This window comes from Stenotrophomonas sp. GD04145 (assembly GCF_029835135.1).
Lineage (GTDB): Bacteria > Pseudomonadota > Gammaproteobacteria > Xanthomonadales > Xanthomonadaceae > Stenotrophomonas > Stenotrophomonas maltophilia_P.
In genome coordinates this window covers 74,112-87,841 of sequence record NZ_JAODZG010000002.1, presented here as the reverse complement: position 1 = coordinate 87,841, position 13,730 = coordinate 74,112, and the positions used below count along the sequence as shown (strand labels likewise).

The 13,730-nt window shown below is 67.8% G+C and carries 17 protein-coding genes; 15 read left to right on the top strand and 2 right to left on the bottom strand.

Annotation, left to right across the window (positions count from 1 at the left end; translation table 11 throughout):
- Positions 1-72: 72 nt before the first annotated feature.
- From N7367_RS01520 to N7367_RS01450, 15 genes are all read left to right on the top strand, one after another.
- Positions 73-819: an SDR family oxidoreductase gene (locus tag N7367_RS01520; protein WP_279941580.1), complete on the top strand. Its 747-nt coding sequence runs from the start codon at positions 73-75 to the stop codon at positions 817-819.
- Positions 820-885: 66 nt separating this feature from the next.
- Positions 886-2,232 (top strand): MFS transporter, encoded by a 1,347-nt coding sequence (locus N7367_RS01515; protein WP_204313639.1) that lies wholly within the window; start codon positions 886-888, stop codon positions 2,230-2,232.
- Between the two features lie 111 nt (positions 2,233-2,343).
- On the top strand, positions 2,344-2,613 hold the full coding sequence (locus N7367_RS01510) for a hypothetical protein (RefSeq protein ID WP_053519770.1): 270 nt from the start codon (positions 2,344-2,346) through the stop codon (positions 2,611-2,613).
- Positions 2,614-2,755: 142 nt separating this feature from the next.
- Positions 2,756-3,436 (top strand): L,D-transpeptidase, encoded by a 681-nt coding sequence (locus N7367_RS01505; protein WP_279941579.1) that lies wholly within the window; start codon positions 2,756-2,758, stop codon positions 3,434-3,436.
- Between the two features lie 220 nt (positions 3,437-3,656).
- The gene (gene moaA, locus N7367_RS01500; protein ID WP_279941578.1) at positions 3,657-4,637 is read left to right on the top strand and encodes a GTP 3',8-cyclase MoaA; all 981 of its coding nucleotides are present in this window, start codon (positions 3,657-3,659) and stop codon (positions 4,635-4,637) included.
- 8 nt (positions 4,638-4,645) lie between these two features.
- The gene (gene moaCB / locus N7367_RS01495; RefSeq protein WP_279941577.1) at positions 4,646-5,644 is read left to right on the top strand and encodes a bifunctional molybdenum cofactor biosynthesis protein MoaC/MoaB; all 999 of its coding nucleotides are present in this window, start codon (positions 4,646-4,648) and stop codon (positions 5,642-5,644) included.
- A complete protein-coding gene (gene glp, locus N7367_RS01490; protein ID WP_279941576.1) occupies positions 5,641-6,897 on the top strand; it encodes a gephyrin-like molybdotransferase Glp in 1,257 nt (418 codons plus the stop codon). The genes moaCB and glp overlap by 4 nt, the downstream gene beginning before the upstream one ends.
- Positions 6,894-7,154 (top strand): MoaD/ThiS family protein, encoded by a 261-nt coding sequence (locus N7367_RS01485; protein WP_111186843.1) that lies wholly within the window; start codon positions 6,894-6,896, stop codon positions 7,152-7,154. Before glp ends, N7367_RS01485 begins: the two co-directional genes overlap by 4 nt.
- 3 nt (positions 7,155-7,157) lie before the next feature.
- Positions 7,158-7,652 carry a molybdenum cofactor biosynthesis protein MoaE gene (locus N7367_RS01480; RefSeq protein WP_065176134.1) on the top strand — a complete coding sequence of 165 codons (495 nt, stop codon included), beginning with the start codon at positions 7,158-7,160 and terminating at the stop codon, positions 7,650-7,652.
- On the top strand, positions 7,630-8,181 hold the full coding sequence (locus N7367_RS01475; protein ID WP_227255280.1) for a molybdenum cofactor guanylyltransferase: 552 nt from the start codon (positions 7,630-7,632) through the stop codon (positions 8,179-8,181). The genes N7367_RS01480 and N7367_RS01475 overlap by 23 nt, the downstream gene beginning before the upstream one ends.
- On the top strand, positions 8,178-8,543 hold the full coding sequence (locus N7367_RS01470) for a hypothetical protein (protein ID WP_111186844.1): 366 nt from the start codon (positions 8,178-8,180) through the stop codon (positions 8,541-8,543). The genes N7367_RS01475 and N7367_RS01470 overlap by 4 nt, the downstream gene beginning before the upstream one ends.
- A gap of 55 nt (positions 8,544-8,598) precedes the next feature.
- Positions 8,599-9,375, top strand: coding sequence for a helix-turn-helix domain-containing protein (locus N7367_RS01465; protein ID WP_279941575.1), 777 nt, complete (start codon positions 8,599-8,601; stop codon positions 9,373-9,375).
- A gap of 19 nt (positions 9,376-9,394) precedes the next feature.
- A complete protein-coding gene (gene modA / locus N7367_RS01460) occupies positions 9,395-10,138 on the top strand; it encodes a molybdate ABC transporter substrate-binding protein (RefSeq protein WP_279941574.1) in 744 nt (247 codons plus the stop codon).
- Positions 10,139-10,141: 3 nt separating this feature from the next.
- Positions 10,142-10,825 (top strand): molybdate ABC transporter permease subunit, encoded by a 684-nt coding sequence (gene modB / locus N7367_RS01455; RefSeq protein WP_065176130.1) that lies wholly within the window; start codon positions 10,142-10,144, stop codon positions 10,823-10,825.
- The gene (locus N7367_RS01450; RefSeq protein ID WP_279941573.1) at positions 10,815-11,483 is read left to right on the top strand and encodes an ATP-binding cassette domain-containing protein; all 669 of its coding nucleotides are present in this window, start codon (positions 10,815-10,817) and stop codon (positions 11,481-11,483) included. Before modB ends, N7367_RS01450 begins: the two co-directional genes overlap by 11 nt.
- Positions 11,484-11,528: 45 nt before the next feature.
- Here N7367_RS01450 and N7367_RS01445 read toward each other — a convergent pair whose 3' ends face one another.
- Together N7367_RS01445 and N7367_RS01440 are read right to left on the bottom strand one after the other, a co-directional pair.
- Positions 11,529-13,061, bottom strand: coding sequence for a sulfite reductase flavoprotein subunit alpha (locus N7367_RS01445; RefSeq protein ID WP_279941572.1), 1,533 nt, complete (start codon positions 13,059-13,061; stop codon positions 11,529-11,531).
- Positions 13,058-13,486, bottom strand: a complete 429-nt coding sequence (locus N7367_RS01440) for a PAS domain-containing protein (protein ID WP_065176127.1) — start codon at positions 13,484-13,486, stop codon at positions 13,058-13,060. Before N7367_RS01440 ends, N7367_RS01445 begins: the two co-directional genes overlap by 4 nt.
- Between the last annotated feature and the right edge of the window lie 244 nt (positions 13,487-13,730).

Here is a 13,730-nt window from a genome sequence, read left to right as displayed (position 1 = left end):
TACAAGTTTGAAAGGTCCAGCATGGGCCCCGGTCGCACTGACCGCCTCCCCCTGGAACTGGATCCGCTTGATATGAACACGCTGAAGGACAAGGTCGCGCTGGTCACCGACGCTTCGAAGGGCATTGGCGCTGCGGTTGCCCGCCGCCTGGCGGCCGACGGCGCCAGCGTCGTCGTCAACTACGCCTCGAGCCGGGAGGGCGCCGAACAGGTCGTTGCCGATATCGAAGCCGCCGGTGGTCGGGCGCTGGCGGTGCGCGCCGACGTGCGTGACGCGCGCGAGGTCGATGCAATGGTGGCCACGGCCCTGGATGCGTTCGGCAGGCTGGATGTAGTGGTGAACAACTCGGGCGTGTACCGGTTCGCGAAGATCGAGGACACCACCGAGGCGCTCTATCGCCACCAGTTCGACATCAATGTGCTGGGCCCGCTGCTGGTCACTGCCGCCACCGTTCCCCATCTGCGGCCCGGTGCAAGCATCATCAACATCAGTTCATTCGTGACCCGCATCCTGCCGGTGGACAGCGCCATCTACACCGGTTCGAAGGGCGCGATGGACGCCATCACCGGCGTGTTGTCCAGGGAGCTTGGTCCGCGCGGTATCCGTGTCAATGCGGTCAATCCCGGCCTGATCGAGACCGAGGGCACACATGCTGCGGGTGTCGTCGATTCCGGGTTCCAGGCCTGGAATCTGGCGCAGACACCACTGGGCCGGACAGGCCAGGTACTGGACGTGGCGCCGATCGTTGCGTTTCTCGCCTCCGATGATGCGCGATGGATGAGCGGCGACACCCTGCTTGCCTCAGGCGGCATGCGCTGAGTGGGGGACGTCATGAATCTACCGGCTGACGCTGCGGGCGCTGTATCGCCCGATCCGCGCCGTTGGATGGCATTGGCTGTACTGCTGACAGGCACGCTGCTGCCGCCGCTCGACTTCTTCATCGTCAATGTCGCGTTGCCGGCCATCCGTGTCGATCTGCACGCGCCCCCGGATGTCTCGCAGCTGGTCATCTCGGTCTACGCCACGGCCTACGCGGTGACCCTGATCCTGGGAGGCCGGCTGGGCGACATCTACGGCAGGAAACGGGTGTTCATCGCAGGCATGCTGGGGTTTGGCCTGGCATCGGCGCTGTGCGGCCTGGCGCCTGCGGCTGAAGTGCTGGTGGCCGGACGGCTGCTGCAGGGGATGTCGGCCGCGCTGATGGCCCCGCAGTCATTGGCATCGATCCATGCCCTGTTCCCGGACAGCGAGAAGCGCCGTGCGCTTGGCCTGTATGGCGCCACCTTCGGCCTCGCATCGGTGGGCGGGCAGCTGCTGGGAGGGGTGCTTGTGACAGCCGATCTGTGGGGGACAGGGTGGAGGAGCGTGTTCCTCATCAATCTTCCCATCATCGCAGCCGCGGTGCCGGCTGCATTCGTGCTGCTGCGTGAGTCGCACGCCCGCCAGGGAGCACGGCTGGACGCTGTCGGAGCGGTGGCGCTGGCGGCGTCGTTGCTGGCGCTGGTGGTACCGATCATCGAGGGCCGCCAGCGCCAGTGGCCGTGGTGGTGCGTAGGACTGCTGCTGGCAAGCGGCCCCCTGCTGCTGTTGTTCTGGAGGCATGAGCAGCGATGCGTGGGGCGTGGGCAGATGCCGCTGGTATTGCCATCGCTGCTGCAGATACGCGGGTTGAGGCGCAGTCTGTCAGCGACATTCTTCTTCTACGCGCTGGCTGCGTTCTTTCTCGTCTTCGCGGTGTATCAGCAGTCCGCGCTGGGGCGCAGCAGCGCGTCGGCGGGGTTGGCGATCCTGCCGTTGGGGCTGGGTTTCCTTCTCGGGCCGCTGTGTGGTTCGGCGTTCCGGCGGCTGGCCGCACAGGGTGCATCGCATGGGATGGTGATGGAGGTTGCGGGCCTGCTGGCGGTCGCAACGCTCGCGCTGCTGGACATGCCGTCGTGGCTGCCGCTTCCGCTGTTTCTGATCGGCGCAGGACAGGGCATTGCGCTTCCGGCGCTGGTGAAGCAGAGCGTGGACCATGTGGATGCCCGCCACGCCGGGCTGGCCGCAGGCATCGTGAGTGCGACACTGCAGATCAGTGCGGCGCTGTCGGTGGCGTTGGTGGGCGGTGTGTTCTTCGCCGTCGCGCCTGACACGGCAACGCCCGCGGAGGTGCGCACCGCCTTCGTGGTGGCCTCGCTGGTGATCGCGGCATCCTTGGCGATTGCTACCGGATTGGCTTGGCGACGTGGTTGAGACGGTGTCTTCACACCGCATCCACGTCTTCCACCTGCAGCTGAAAGCCAATCGGAGAGTGGGCCGAAACGCCGCTATATTCCAGACACCCCAGACGAAGGAGGGAGTGGAATGATTCTTACCAAGCAGCACCTGATGATGGCACGTACGCTCGGTGTGGCGATTGTCGCCACCGTAGGCCTTGGGGCCTGCGCCACCTACAAGGACGATTTCGCAACGATCAACTCGCGGCTCGACCAGCTTGATGTGAAGGTGCAGGGTGCGGCGCAGAGCGCCGAGTCGGCCAATCAGTCGGCGCAGCAGGCCAACCAGCGTCTGGATCAGATCGAAGGCCGCGTCCAGCAGCTTGAACGGGCACCTCGCCGCACCCCGCGCGGCTGACCACCTGTAGCCTGCACATCCGAGTCAGGGGCCCAGTGGCCGCAGCGGCCACTGGTGTCCTCCCGTAACACAGCTTTCGAGGAATGCTCCCATCCATACCCACTCATCCCTTGCGCGCCATGCCCATCGCGCTGCTCTGGCAGTGGCGTTGGCGTTCCTGGTGGTCGGTGTCGTCAATGCGGAAGATGCCGCCGCGCCGCCGTCGGCCGCCGTTGATGAACTGCCACCCGGCCAAGATGTCTCCGAAACCGTGATCGAACTGGCGGGCTGGGTCGTGGCTTCCAAGGACAGCCAAGGCTATCCGTTCGCGGTCATGGACAAGGCTGCCGCGCAGATCCTGGTGTTCGGTGGCGACGGCCGGCTGCGCGGCGCGGCCCCTGCATTGTTCGGTTCAGCGACCGGCGACCACACCGCGCCCGGCGTTGCGGGTCTCGCCCTGCGTGCCATTCCGGGAAGGGACCGCACCACGCCTGCGGGTCGCTTCGTGGGCGGCTACGGCCCTTCGATCGATGCAGGGCGGGTGCTGTGGGTGGACTACGAGTCCGCAGTCTCCATCCATCCGACCGCGACCGGCGTTCCAGCAGAGAGGCGTGTCGAGCGCCTGGCATCGCCGTCGCCGGACGACAACCGCGTCACCCACGGCTGCATCAACGTCTCGCCGGAGTTCTACGAACGCATCATCCGTTCCACCTTCGAGCGGGGCGGGGTGTTCTACATCCTGCCGGACGTGGACCCGATCGAGCAGACCTTCCCCGAGTTCGCACAGAGCCGCGCGGCTGCGCAGCACAACGGCGGCAAGCGCGCACGATCTGCCCGCAGGTAGACGCTCCACCGCCGGCCCGGTGGGCGGCGCGGTCAGCCTGGCGCGCATCCATCCGGACACTGGCTGCGGCTCTTCCTGTTGCCCGGCAGCGTGCATCCGCTGCCGGAAATCGTTCATGATGGGCCCAGTCACACTCCCGTGGCAGCGCAGGCCGCATGCTGTGATGCGCCGACATCACGCGGCAACAGGCAGGACGGTGGAGCAAGAAGGTGGACCAGCCATGAGCCAACTCACCGACGGTTTCGGACGCAGCTTTCCGTACCTGCGTCTGTCGTTGACCGAAGCCTGCAACTTCCGTTGTGGCTATTGCCTGCCGGAGGGGTACCAGGCCGATGGCCGCCCGCGTTTCCTGCAGGTCGAGGAGATCAGCCGCCTGGTCCGCGCCTTCGCGGCGCTGGGCATGAGCAAGATCCGGCTGACCGGTGGCGAGCCCAGCCTGCGCAAGGATCTTGATGACATCATCGCGGCCGTGGCGGCGGTGCCGGGTATCGGCAAAGTGGCCATCACCACCAACGGCACGCAGTTGCCGCGTCGCCTGCCGGGTTGGCACCGCGCCGGCCTGACGGCGCTGAACGTCAGCGTGGACAGTCTGCGGCGCGAACGCTTTGCTGCGATCACCGGGCATGACCGCCTGCCGGAGATCGAGCAGGGCCTGGCCCTGGCGCAGGCGCTGGGCCTGCCGTCGATCAAGCTCAACGCGGTGCTGCTGCGCGGCCTCAACGACGATGAGCTGCCGCAGTGGATGGCGTACCTGCGCGACCGTCCCTTCAGCGTGCGCTTCATCGAACTGATGCGCACCGGCGACAACGAAGCCTATTTCCAGCAGCATCACCTGCGTGCCGACGGGGTGATCGAGCAGTTGCTGGCGGCCGGCTGGCGCGAGCGTGCACGGGCGGCCGATGCCGGCCCGGCGCGCGAGTTCGGCCATCCGGACCATCGTGGCAGCATCGGCATCATCGCGCCGTACTCGCGCGATTTCTGCAAGGGCTGCAACCGCTTGCGGGTAACAGCCAGGGGAGACCTGCGGCTGTGCCTGTTCGGCGACTTCGGCGTGCCGCTGCGCGCGCTGCTGCAGCACGATGACGACCATGACGCGCTGCTGGCGCGCATCACCACCCAGCTTGGCCTGAAAGCGGCCGGGCATGGCCTGCACCAGGGCCGGACCGGGCTGACCCCGCACCTGGCTTCCATCGGAGGATGAGCAGCACGATGAGTGGGGAACTGAACGCGGCATTCCATATGGCCGATGTCCGCAACAAGCGCATCAGTCGCCGGCGGGCGGTGGCGGTGGGCGAGCTGCATGCCGGTCCGCTGGCGTACCCGTTGATCGTCGAGCGTCGCCTGCCGAAGGGCGACGCGCTGGTCATGGCCGAGATCGCCGGCCTGCAGGGGGCGAAGATGGCGTCGATGCTGATGCCACTGTGCCATCCGCTGCCGCTGGAGCTGGTGCAGGTGTTCTGCGCGCCGGTGCCGGAACGGCACGCCATCCGGGTCTGGTGCGAGTGTGCCAGCGAGGCGCGTACCGGTGTGGAAATGGAAGCGCTGGCCGGCGTCAACGCGGCGCTGCTGACCCTGTACGACCTGAGCAAACCGGTGGAACCGGCGCTGCGCATCGAAGGTATCCGCCTGCTGTTCAAGGAAGGTGGCAAGCGCGGCCTGTGGCTGCATCCTGATGGCATGGATGATGCCGAGCGCGAGCGCTTCAGACCGCGTGCGCCGAAGGGCCTGGAAGGCGCGGCCTGCGCGGTGATCACCCTGAGCGACCGTGCCAGCGCAGGTACTTATGAGGATGTTTCTGGCCCGACCCTGGTGGCCGGCCTGAACAGGCTGGGCGGCGAGGTGGTGGCTGCCGACGTGCTGCCCGATGGCATCGAGCCGTTGGCGGATCGCCTTCAGGCATTGGCCGCCGACGGCGTGCGCGTGTGCCTGTGCACTGGCGGTACCGGTCTGGGCCCGCGCGACCTCACCCCGGAGGCGCTGCGTTCGTTGAACGCGCGGCCGGTGCATGGCCTGGCGCAGATGGTCCGGGCGCTGAGCGCGCAGCACACGCCGATGGCCTGGCTGAGCCGCGCCGAGGTGGTGCAACTGGGCAGCATGCTGGTGTTCGCGCTGCCCGGCAGCCCGAAGGCGGCAGCGCAGTGCCTGGACATCCTGGCGCCGGTACTGGGCCACGCCCTGGTGATGGTCGAGGGTGGTGACCACGCGTGATTCTCTACAGTGAAGCACTGCAGCACCTGCTGGGGGCGGCCACGCCGCTTCCCGCCGAGCGTCTGCCCCTGCAGGAGGCCGCAGGCCGCACCCTGGCCAGTGACATCCACAGCGCGCAGGCATTGCCGCCGTTCGACAATTCGGCGATGGACGGTTTTGCGCTGCGCGCCAACGGGGCGGCGTTAGAGTCCGGTACCGAATTCACGGTGCAGGGCTGGCAGGCGGCGGGTGATGGCGATGCCGAAGGTGGCGAGGGCGCCTGGGAGATCATGACCGGCGCGCGCATGCCGGGTGGCCTGGACACGGTGGTACCGATCGAGAACGTGCAGATCCTCGCCAGCGAAGCGGGCCGTCCGACCCGGATCGCGCTGAAGAGCGTGGTCAGGCCGGGCCAGAACGTACGCCTGCGGGGCGAGGACGTAGCCGAAGGCGAATGCGTGCTGCGGGCCGGGCAGAGGGTGGATATCAACGCACGGACCCTGCTGCACGCCCTTGGCGTTGGCGAGGTGGTGGTGATGTCGCGACCGGCGGTGGCGGTGATTGCCACCGGCAAGGAGCTGGTGAGCGAGGCGACGCAGGCGCTGGAGTCCGGGCAGATCCGTGACAGCAACCGCCCCTACCTGGTCGGGCGGCTGCACGCGGCCGGAGCTGAGGTGGTGTGGCAGGGCACCGTCGGTGATGATGTGGCCGCGTTCGATGCAGCGCTGGACCAGGCACTGGCGGCCGGTGCGCGGGTACTGGTCAGTACCGGTGCGGTCTCTGCGGGCCGTTACGACTTCGTGCCCGACGCACTGCGCGCGCGCGGGGCGCGAATCGTGTTCCACAAAGTGGCGATCCGTCCGGGAAAGCCGCTGCTGTTTGCGGTACTGCCCGACGGTGCGCTGTATTTCGGCCTGCCGGGCAACCCGGTGTCGGCGGCAGTGGGGCAGCGGTTCTTTGTCGAGCCTGTACTGCGCCGGCTGCTGGGGCTGGCGCAGGAGCCGGTGCTGCGGCTTCCCCTGCAGGCGATGGTGCGCAAGCCACCCGGCCTGCGCGTCCACGCCCGTGCGCGGGTGGAGCTGGACGAGCAGGGCCAGCTGAGCGCGCGGGTGCTGTCCGGACAGGAATCGTTCCGTCTGATGTCCATGGTGCAGGCCAACGCCTGGGTGGTGCTGGAGGACGAGGGCGATCTGGTTCCGGCCGGCAGCGCGGTGCGCGTACAGGGCTGGGGCCACGCCGACCCGGTGCAGCTGACGGGCAGGGAGTGGGAATGAAACAGGTGACGTTGCAGTTGTTCGGTGCGTTCTCCGATCTGGATGAGCGTCGGGAGATCACGCTGGAGGTGTCGGGTGCGACCGTGGCCGACCTGCGCCAGGCGCTGCGCGAGCTGCTGCCGGTGCGTTGGCCCGGTTTCCGTGCCGGCCTGCTGGACTATTCGGCCTTCGCCGACCAGCAGCGCGTGCTGCGCGATCACGATATGCTGCCGGAGGATGGCCGCGTGGCCATCCTGCCGCCGGTGAGCGGGGGCTGAGCGATGGACGCGAAACCGATTGCGAAGGTGGTGGACCGGGCGCAGGGGGCGATCGACCCGGCAGAAGGGATCGCCGCGGTGTCCGACCCGGGTTTCGGCGGTATCGACGTGTTCATCGGCAAGGTACGTGACGTGAACGTCGGCCGGGTGGTCACAGGCATCACTTACGATCTGTTCGAGCCGCTGGTGCTGAACGAAATCCAGCGCCTGGCGGCCGAGGTGGAGGCGGCGTTCGGGCCGCGCCTGAAGCTGTATGTGGCGCATGCCAGGGGGCGGCTGGGCATCGGCGATGTGGCCGTGGTGGTGGCCGCCGGCAGCCCGCACCGGGACGAAGCATTCCGCGCGTGCCGTCAGCTGATCGAGGCAGTGAAGCACCAGTGCCCGATCTGGAAGCAGGAACACTACGAGGATGGCGACAGCGCCTGGAGCGAGGGCTGCAGCCTGTGCCATGCGGACAGCACGCCCGCACATGGCCATGACCACGAGCACGGCCATTGACGGCATCGTGCTGGCTGGAGGCCTGTCCAGCCGCATGGGCCGCGACAAGGCGCTGCTGCCCTGGCGCGGGCGCACCCTGCTTGAGCACATGCGTGACGTGTTGATCGAGGCCGGTGCGCAGCGGGTGTGGGTGAGCGGTGATTATCCGGCCTTCGATGGCATTCCCGACCAGGTCGCGCGCTGCGGCCCGCTGGGCGGACTCTACAGCGTGTCTCTGGCCATGCCCGATACCGTTGCGTGGGTGGTGCCGGTGGACATGCCCAGCTTGACCGGCGCCCTGCTGCATCGGCTGCACGGGGTGCCTTCCGCCTGCAGCGTGTTCTCCGGCGAGCCATTGCCGATGTGTCTGCAGATCGATGATCATTGCCGGCGGGCCCTGCGGACCTTGATCGAAGATCCACAGGCGCGGCGTTCGCTGCGTGCCCTGCAGGAGCGGCTGGCGGCGACGGCGTTGCCGCTGCCTGAGAATGAGCGTGCCTTGCTGTTCAACTGCAATACCGGGGCCGACTGGGAGTCCATCGCAACATGAAAGTCCAGCTGCAGCGGCAATCCATGCGCCTGCGTGTCGATGAAGAGGAACTGGCAGCACTGCTGGCCGGTGACTCGCTGGAGAACCTGACCCGGTTTGGTGGCACGGGCGGGTGGGGAACCGCGTTGTCGCTGCATGGGGGCGACCAGGCGGTGCTGCTGGACGGTGGCACGGTCTGCCGGCTGGTGCTGCCGCGCGATGCAGTGCAGGGGCTGGCAGCACGCCTGCCGTCGCGTGAGGGTCTGGAATTTTCCATCGCGCTGGATGATGACAGTTCGTTGCAGCTTCAGTTCGACGTGGATGTGCGCGACAGCATGCGCCAGCGCGGCCATCAGCGGCGGGGGCAGCGTCCGCCGCCGTGAGACCGGCCGTGGCACGCCTGCCGTATGATGAAGGCCTTCATCCAGGCATTTCCTGATGTTCTCCACTCCGTACCCCCAGGTTCGCCAGGGCGCGGCGACGCCGAACCCCGCCGCTGCCGATGACGGCGACGCCCTGCACTTCTGCAGTACCTGTGCATTCTCCGATGCCTGCATGTCGCAGGGGTATGACAAGGCCGCGCTGGGCGAACTGCATGTGCTGGTCGACCATGTCGGCCCGTTCCACGCGGGCGACTACATCTTCCGCGCCGGCGAGCCGTTCGATTCGATCGCGGCGGTGCGTGCCGGCATGGTCAAGACGTTTGTCGATGACAGCCAGGGCAACGAGCAGGTGCTCGGTTTCAGTCTGCCCGGTGAGGTGATCGGCCTGAACGCGATCCACGAGGCACGCTTTCCCTGCAATGCCGTGGCGCTGGATACCGTGTACCTGTGCCGGATCTCATTCCCCAGGCTGAGCCTGCTGGCCACCCGCATGCCGGGCCTGCAGGCGCGGCTGTTCAGCCTGCTCAGTGCGGAGATCGGCAAGGTCGCCCTGCTGGCGGCCAACCATCGCACCGAAGAGCGGATGGCCGCGTTCCTGCTGGACTTGTCCGAGCGCTACGCACGCCGCGGGTTCTCCGCCACCCGGTTCAACCTGACGATGGCACGCACCGAGATCGCCAATTACCTGCGGATGGCACCGGAAACCGCCAGCCGCGTGCTGCGCCGGCTGAGCGATGATGGGATCATCGCGGTCAGGCAGCGGGAAATCCTGTTGTTGCAGCCCGAGCGCCTGGCATTGCTGGCATCGGCTGATGAATCCGATCCGAACTGAATCTGGCCGGGAGCCGACGATGACGCGAGCGGGACTGGTAGTGCTGGGGGTGCTGGCGTCGCTGCCGGCGTACGCGGCCGGGCTGACGGTATCGGCGGCGTCGAGCCTGACCGAGAGCTTCCGTGAACTCGGTGCCGCCTATGAGAAGGCCCATCCCGGCGCCCGGGTCGATTTCAACTTCGCCGCCTCCGGCGTGCTGCTGCAGCAGATCAGCCGGGGCGCACCGGTCGATGTGTTTGCTTCGGCCGACGAAGTCACCATGGATCAGGCACAGCGGCAGGGCCTGCTGGCTGCCGGTACCCGCGAGGTGTTCGCGGTGAACGCGCTGTGGGTGGTGGTGCCGCCGCAGACCCGGGGCGGGCCGCGTAGCCTGAAGGATCTCGCCGGTGCCGACGTGCGGCGCCTCGCGCTGGGCAACCCGGACAGCGTGCCGGTCGGCCGCTATGCCAAGGGTGCGCTGCAAGCGGCGGGCCTGTGGCCGTCGGTGCAGGGCAGGATCGTCACCACGCAGAACGTACGCCAGTCGTTGGATTACGTGGCGCGGGGCGAAGTGGACGCCGGTTTCGTCTACGCCACCGACGCACAGGCCATGGCCGGCCGCGTGCGTCGTGCCTTCGCAGTTCCGGTGTCCGGACGCATCGCCTATCCGCTGGCGGTGACCCGGGCGAGCACGCAGCCAGCCGAAGCCAGGCGCTTCGCCACCTTCGTGCGGTCGGCACAAGGTCAGGCGATCCTGGCCAGGCACGGGTTCGGCAAGCCCTGACGGATGGACCTGGACTGGAGCGCGCTGGGGTTGTCGCTGAAGGTCGCCGGCTGGGCCACGGCGATCAATCTGGTGCTGGGCGTTGGATTGGGGGCATTGCTGGCGCGTCGGCGCTTCCCCGGCCGCGAACTGCTGGATTCGCTGCTGACCCTGCCGATGGTGCTGCCGCCGACGGTGCTCGGTTATTACCTGCTGGTGCTGATAGGGCGCAACGGCCCCATCGGCGCGTGGTTGCAGTCGTGGTTCGGCATCAACCTGATCTTTACCTGGCAGGCGGCGGTGGTCGCCGCGGCAGTGGCTTCGCTGCCGCTGGTGTTCAAGCCGGCACGCGCGGCGTTCGAGGATGTGGACGGGCAGCTGGAGCAGGCCGCGCGCACGCTCGGCGTGTCGGAGGCGGCGGTGTTCTTCCGCATCACGCTGCCGCTGGCCTGGCGCGGCATTCTCGCCGGCCTCCTGCTGGCGTTTGCCCGGGCGATGGGTGAGTTCGGCGCGACGCTGATGGTGGCCGGCAGCATCCCGGGTCGTACGCAGACGCTGTCGATCGCCATCTACGAGGCGGTGCAGGCAGGGCAGGACGGCAGGGCCAATGCGCTGGTGATCCTGACGTCGGTAGTGTGCATCGTCATCCTGCTGCTGGCGGCACGCCTGGTGGGCGGGCATCGCAGGGAGCTGCGCGATGTGGCTTGACCTGAAGGTGCAGCGCCGGATGCAGGCAGCGGGCCAGGTCTTCGAACTGGACGTCACGCTGCAGTGCACGCAGCGCCAGGTTGTGGTGTTCGGCCCGTCCGGGGCAGGCAAAAGCCTGACGCTCAAGGCCGTGGCCGGACTGCTGCGTCCCGGACAGGGCCATGTGACGCTGCAGGGGCAGGTGCTGTTCGATTCCCACGCGCGGATCGACCTGCCACCGCAGCGGCGTCGCCTGGGGTACGTGTTCCAGGACTACGCGCTGTTTCCCCACCTGAGCGTGCGCCAGAACGTGGCGTTCGGGCTGCAGCGGGGGTGGTTCAATCCACGCCGTGGCCAGCGCTTCGACGTCGTCGAGCAGTGGCTGCAGGCGTTCCGTATCGACCACGTGGGGGATCTGCTGCCGTCGCAGATCTCCGGTGGCCAGCGTCAGCGTACGGCCCTGGCGCGGGTCATGGTGACCCAACCGCAGGCATTGCTGCTGGACGAGCCGTTCGCCGCACTGGACCACGACCTGCGCCAGCACCTACGCGAGGAGCTGGCGGTGGTGCTGGACAGTACCGGCATTCCGCTGCTGCTGATCAGCCACGATCCTCAGGATGCCGTCGTCTTCGGCCAGCAGGTCGCGCACATGGCGGACGGCCGGGTCGTCGGCGATTGATGCATGCGCTCGTGCCGGGCCACGGCCGGCCGAATCGATGCAGGGTCAGTACAGCTCGCAGTGAATGCGGCCCTCCCCGCGCAGCAGGTCCCAATGCCCCTGGCCGCCAATGGCGTCGATGGCCTCACGCACCGCGTCTTCCAGGTGGCGCTTGTTGCCGCACAGGTACAGGTGCCCGCCGCGGGACAACACCTGCCTTACTTCGCGGGCGCGCTGCCGCAGCACATGCTGCACATACACCTTTTCGGTTCCGTCACGCGAGAAGGCAGGATGCAGGCCGGCGAGCACGCCGCGCGCATGCCAGTCCTGCAGCTGCTCGCGATACAGGTAATCGTGTTCGCAATGCTTCTCGCCGAACACAAGATGCAGTTCGCGTCCGCAGCCATTGGCCTGAACCTGCTGCACCAGGCCGATCAGCGGCGCGATGCCGGTGCCGGTGCCGATCAGCAGCAGGGGCGCGCTGCCGGTGTCGGCCAGATGGAAGCCGGGATTGGAGCGGCAGTACACGCGGGCGTGGCTGCCCCCCCGCAGCAGGCTGCCGGTGGCGGTACCGGAACGCTCGCGGCCGCGCAGGGTGTAGCGCACTTCGCGTATGCACAGGCTCAGCTGGCCGTTGCCGGGATGCGAGGCGATCGAGTAGGCCCGTGGCAGGCGCGCTGACAGGATGTCGCGCAGCCTGGCCAGCGGCACGCGGTCCGGGCTGGCGTGGTCCTGCAGGATATCCAGCACGTCCAGACCGTGCAGGTAGGCATCCAGCTCGCGCTTCTGGCTGACCTTCAGCAGCGACTTCAACCGCTCGCTGTCGCCCAGCCTGGCAAGCTCGCGCAGCACGCCCCTGCCCAGCAGCCGCAGTTCGCGGTCCTGCAGCATGGCGATGGCCGCATTGTCGCCGTACCAGGTGGCAAGGGCCTGCAGCAGTGCAGGGTCGTGGTCCGGCAGCACGTGCACCGTGTCGCCGGCGCGGTAGGCCATGCCACTGCCGGCAATATCCAGCTGCAGGTGCCATGCGGCCGGATCGCTGCTGTTGACGCGGTGGCGCTCGACGATGGGCGCGGCGAAGGCATTGTCGTCACCGTAGGCGGTAACCTGCAGGTGCAGGTCCTGGCCGGCGGCGGCATCGCCCTCGAGCACCTGGCGGAGCACTGGCTGCCACTGCTGGAAGAACCGTTCATAGCCGAGGTCGGCGTCGACCCGTCGCAGCAGCGGCTGCGCTTGGCGTTCGCTCAGCGCCGCGTCCAGCGCTCGGGTGAAGCCGCAGAATCGAGGGTAGCCGGTGTCGCCCAGGCCGAACACCGCGTAGCGCAGGCCGGGCAGCGACCCGGTCTGGCACACGCTCTGGAAGAAGCGTTCGCCGTTCGCGGGCGGCTCGCCGTCGCCGAACGAACTGGAGATCGCCAGCAGCACATCGCCCTGGCCCAGGCTGGCAACGTCAATGTCGTTGAACGGCAGCACCTGCGGCGCGAGCGCTTGCAGGCCAGGGTCCGCGCCCAGGCGCTGGGCCAGGGCGCGGGCATTGCCCGATTCGGAGGCGAAACCCACCAGCAGGCGGCGAACCGGTGTGGCAGCGATGGTGTTCACGCGGCCTCGTAGAAGTCGTCGAATTTCTCCTTGCTGAACTCGACCTGCTCGAAGTCCTGCATCAGGTCGTTCACCACGCGGCGGATGCTGATGTACGCGGTGATGTTGCCTTCGGCGTCGAACAGCGGCTGGACGGTGGTGTCGACCACATAGAGCACGCCACCCTTGCCCAGGTTCGGCACGATGCCGGTCCAGATGCCGCCGGCCTTGATCGTGTCCCACATGTCCTTGTAGACGGCCTTGGGCACATCCGGATGGCGCACGATGCTGTGCGGCTGGCCGATCAGTTCTTCACGTGCGAAGCCGGTGAGCGTGCAGAACAGATCATTGGCGTAGGTGATGTTGCCCTGCAGGTCAGTGGTGGAGATCACCATGACCTTCTGCAGGGCGTTCAGGAGCTGGCTGTTGTCGGGGGTGTCGTGCATTGCAGGGTCCTTGTGGCTGCCGGAAACGCCGGCATGTTCGGGTCCTGCATAGAGATACCCCCGCGTGCCGGCGGCCGGTTTGACATTGGTCAAGGGGGAGGCAGGGACCGCCTGCGACGGGATGTCGCATATGGCACCCAGCCGACCGCCACCACCCAGGCCACGGGTAGCGCGCGCACGGTATCCAGGTGGATGTCCCGTCCGGGAGGCATCGATGGGCGTGATGAACGCGGCATGCGTACTC